Source organism: Polynucleobacter sp. 39-46-10, from assembly GCF_002282275.1.
Map to the genome: position 1 here is coordinate 1 of NZ_NCJB01000189.1, position 4538 is coordinate 4538.

2 protein-coding genes and 1 pseudogene are annotated in these 4538 nt (G+C 47.4%); all 3 read left to right on the forward strand.

The window, feature by feature from the left end:
• Window positions 1–529 (forward strand): annotated as a pseudogene (locus B7X71_RS12200) (hypothetical protein); the annotation flags it as partial.
• An 11-nt stretch (window positions 530–540) separates the two neighbouring features.
• Window positions 541–1425 carry a hypothetical protein gene (locus B7X71_RS12205; protein WP_293600859.1) on the forward strand — a complete coding sequence of 295 codons (885 nt, stop codon included), beginning with the start codon at window positions 541–543 and terminating at the stop codon, window positions 1423–1425.
• The coding region (locus tag B7X71_RS12210; RefSeq protein ID WP_293600860.1) for a hypothetical protein at window positions 1425–4538 on the forward strand (3114 nt) is incomplete at its 3' end. The genes B7X71_RS12205 and B7X71_RS12210, both read left to right, overlap by 1 nt.

Genomic DNA, 4538 nt, shown 5'->3' on the forward strand with positions numbered 1-4538 from the left:
AATCTCTAATGAGATTACCGCAGGCCTAATTGCTCCAGTTAGTGAAAGCCAGCAAATACGCTCTGAAAACTCAGGCGTGCAAGGCAACGTGTCAGGTGAATACAACGCGGCAAAAGCAAATGCTGATCTCAATACATTAAAAACCGCCGAGTCAATGGCGCGTTTATTGGGTAAAACAACCTCATCAAATCGCCTGCGCATGAATGAAGGCGTTGATTTGATGAATGCGGGTCAAAACATTGACCAATTAAACAATTTCTCAAGAGGACAAAAGTCCGCTGACAGTATCGCTATTCAACAGGCTGGGCAAATTGACCCAACCAAAGTCTTTATTGGCAACATTTTGCAAGCGGCTGGATCTGCTGGAATGATGTATGGCAGCGGAGCAGGCGGGCAAGTCACAGACAAAGCAACTTCTCTGGCCAATAGTTCTGCCGACCCAATCGGTTCACTCAATAACTCAATGAATTGGACTGGCGGGGGCGATCAATCCTGGATTCAGTCCTTTAAATCCGCAAAACTTTTTTAAAGAGAATATCTATGGCAACTTATGACATTGGCGGCGGAGCCGCAGCAGGCGCCCAAAGCGCGGCACAAGGTATCGGCAGCGGCATTAAAGCCCTTGCCATGGCGCCAATGGTCGCGCAACAAGCCGAGCAAAATACCGCCCTGACTTTAGCCAAGATCTTTGCGAATCAACAGTCTGGCAATAAACATGGCGAAGAAGCCCGTGGATTGCGCATGACTAATGATTATCGTGGTGGCGTAGATGAGCAGATCGCAGCAAACCCAAATATGCCGCAATATGAGCAAAAGCTTTTACAGGCTTTGAAATATGTTGGTGCTGGCAATATTGCCGACTTTAGCCGTGGCGGTCAAATGCAGCAAAAGATTGCCGATATTCAGGCCATTAAAACCAATCCAGCCCTGGCGACACCAGCAGCACAAGCCTACTTTGCTACTAGCGGCAGTGCTCCTTTTGATGATGTAGGCAATACAGGCTCATCGATTAACCGCGTTACGGGTGGTCAAGCAGTAGTAAACCCGACCCTAGAAAAGATTTACGAAAACAAAGGCGCTGGCAAAGGCACTAATTCCGCTAAAGGTGATCCTGCTGATAAAGGCCGTCGTACTGATATTGCCGAAAATAACCAGATCCGTCTGCAATACAACACGGAATATCCACTGAGCTTTGGTCAGCGTCCTAAAGATGCACCCAATTTTCAGACGTATTTAGAGGCTGCAAAATCCAAGCGTAACCCGAACAAAAATCCAGCGACAGCCACTACTGGTCAGACAATAAATCCTAGCAAGCCATTTAGCCCTACCCCTGAAATGATAAATGTGCAGGCTGAGTATCAAGCTGGAAAAATTACCAAAGATCAAGCCAAACAAAAACTTAAAGAATTAGGAATGCCTGACTAATGAAGATAGACGACTTCCTCGACTCGCCACAATCTAACAATCAGCGAGCCGAGGCGGGTCGGATAGATAATTTTTTAGGTGAGCCAGCACCAAAACCCTCAGCATTCAAAGAAAACTCTCAAGACGCTGCTGCTGCACTTCTAAAAATATTTCCTACTGCTGCTAAAGGTGTAGCGGATATTGCTCAACTAGTTACTGGTGGCAAGTATGGCGGTGAATTCTCTGGTCTGATGCAAAAGGGCATGGATACCATAGATAAAGGTATCGGATCTCAAAAACTCAACGATCAAAAAGCTGCCTTTAATGCCGTAATGAATGATCCCAACAAGGGATTAAAAGACCTGGCAATTGCAGCCATGGATAACCCTAGATCATCCATTGATGCTGGCGTCACTACATTAGGCTCAATGATTCTACCCGCTGGTGTTGCCAGGGGCGCGATTGCTTTAGCTCCAACGGCGGCAAAAATGGCAGCAGCAACAGGCGCAACTATAGGCACAAATGCCATTCAAAATGCTGCCGACACATTTACCAGTATTGATTCTCCAGAGTTAATAGACAAATACAAGGGCGCTGGCATATCTGGCTTGGCTTCTTTGTTAATTGCTCCCTTAACAGGCGGTGGAGCTGAAGGCGCTATTGCCCGCAAGATGGCAGGAGAAAAATCTGCCAATGGCGCAATCGCAGTAATTAATAAAATTCTTGGCGTTACTGCTAAAGAGGGCGGGCAAGAGGCTGGCGAGGAAATTGGTAATTACATTGGTGAAGCCGTAGGTAATAAAACCGAAATTAATTCAAATCAGCTTTTGAAACGTGGTGCTTACGGCGGTGCGTTGGGTGCAATGTTAGGTGGTGGAACTGGCGCCATAACGCAAATTGGTGGCAAACAATTACCAGAAACTATACAAGATGGCGCAAATGTCACTGTAAGTCCAGCGCCAGCAGAGTTTGACAATGCTCAGCCTATTCCAATTAATCCCATTCAAGGCGATCCATCTGTATCAGTGCAACCAGGAGTGGATCCTATAGCGGCCTTGAGCACGTTGATTGCCGACACTGCTACGCAGGCTAGCCCACTCGCTACTGCAAGCACACCTACAGTAGATCAATTCTTAGATCAGCCAGCAGCACCAACGCAAGCGCCGCAAGACATTCCTGCGGTAAGTCAACAAGACGCTTTTTTGGATGCTTCAGTCAATGCCGCTAAGCCAAGTGGGTTAGAGATTCCACAAATACCTGGCAATCAACCTATTAACAACGTAGTAAGCCAAGACGTGATCGATCTGCCACCCGCAGAACCGAATGCACCAACAACAATGCAGCAGGCACAAGCGGCTATTCCTGGTAGCGCGATTGATCCAATCAATCCGAGCACGATTCAAAAAGCCCAAGCCGCTATTCCTGAGCCAATCAATGAGCCTGCCTTTATCGATTTAGATAAGCACAGTCAATTGCAGGCGCCGAAGCCTGGCATGCGCATTGGCGATATTGTGTTTAAGAACGGATCCGTATTTAAAACCCGCAAAGCAGCTCAAGACGTTGCTAAAAAAGCAGGCAAAGGTTGGGTATCAGCTCCTTCTAATCAAGGATTTGTGGTGCGCTTTAGACCGCAGACCGATAAACAACTTGCCGCTACTGCCAAGCGCGTAGCCAAGCAGCGCGAAGTCACTGCAAAAGACAGTATGTTGCAGGCCATTTCTAAGTTAGGAGGCATTAACTCTGACGAATTGGTAAAAGACTGGGGCGTATCACTGGCAGATCTTGGTAATAAAGGATCTGGCGTCTTTAGAGTCGCCACCAAAGCGGGTGTATCTGCAGATCGCATGGCAAGCTCATTGAAAGAATTAGGCTTTATCTCTCAAGATGAGAGTGGTAAGCATGACCTTGCTGAAATGATGGATCTCTTCATGGAAGAGGCTAGGGGAGGCCGTAAAACCTACGCCAATGCAGAAGGCAGCGGCATTGAAGATCAGTATTCTCAGTACCAAAATGACGGGTATGATGAATGGATTGCTGCCAAGGATGCAAAAGAGGCAGAATTAAATAAACTTGGTGAGGAAGCTCAAACCTTAATTGGTGAATGGGTCGGATCAGATTACCAAAGAACGAAAGAAGAAGATGCAGAATTCGAGCGAGAAATTGCCCAATGGGAGCAATCAGGTGAATCCCAAGACCGAATCCCAGAATTCAACAATGACGCCATCGACGCCACCAACGACAACCCCCTCCGAAGGGGTGCTAGCCTGGCGCAAGATGATGGACGAATCGACTCTCAGCCCGCAGGAGAAGATCGAGGCGACCAAAGTGTTAATGAAACTGCGTCAAGCGCAGGAGAAAAACAAAGCCCTGTTCGACCAACTGGGGCTGGATCACAACGCAATGCCCAAGAATCCTTCAGCTTAGAAAGCCAAACTGAAGCGACATTAAAAGCGGCAGAAGAAGCTAAAGCCGCAGCCGAGAAAGCTAAGCAAGAAGCAGATCGCGCAGCAGAAGCAAGGGCTCAAGCTGATGCTGAAGTAGGGCAATTCAATTTAACTGGTAGTGATCGTGCAGCCGATGTTGCCGCAGCACAAGGTCAACAAGATTTACTCGGCTCATCCAATGCAAAGACAGACGTAGGATTGGCGGCAGAGGTAGCCAGATTAGCTCTTGAGATTGGAAATATCCGCAAGGGTAAAGACGATAGATATGCCAGCACAGCGGATCCGATCCTATCTGGAGAAATGAAGCTGCAAGAATATGCAGAAGCAAATCCAGCGTTAGCAAAACAAGTGGCGGACGAATTAGATGCCAATCCAGAGAAATACAGCGAAGCTTCCAATGTCCCTGAGTTTGGGCTGAAGCAATACGCCTCAATTCTTAACAAGAGATTAGATACGATTGCCGCAAGGATTGTCGATAAGGCACCTATTAAAGCCTCCGATAAACCATCTGACATTAAAGACTTTGGCGAGAAGATTGGCGGTGCCCGTAAAGACGTATGGAATCTGTATGGCGATAACCTAGAAGCAGCAACTGAATTAGACGCTGCCGATGTGCCATTTGCAAAAGCCTGGCCTGAGCCTAATTATCAAAAGCTCATTGAAGCGGGCGCAGACCCTAAGACTGTAGCT

Bases quoted from the DNA above. Each gene is read 5' to 3' on its own strand.
- B7X71_RS12205 (WP_293600859.1), top strand. From the start codon at position 541: ATGGCAACTTATGACATTGGCGGCGGAGCCGCAGCAGGCGCCCAAAGC.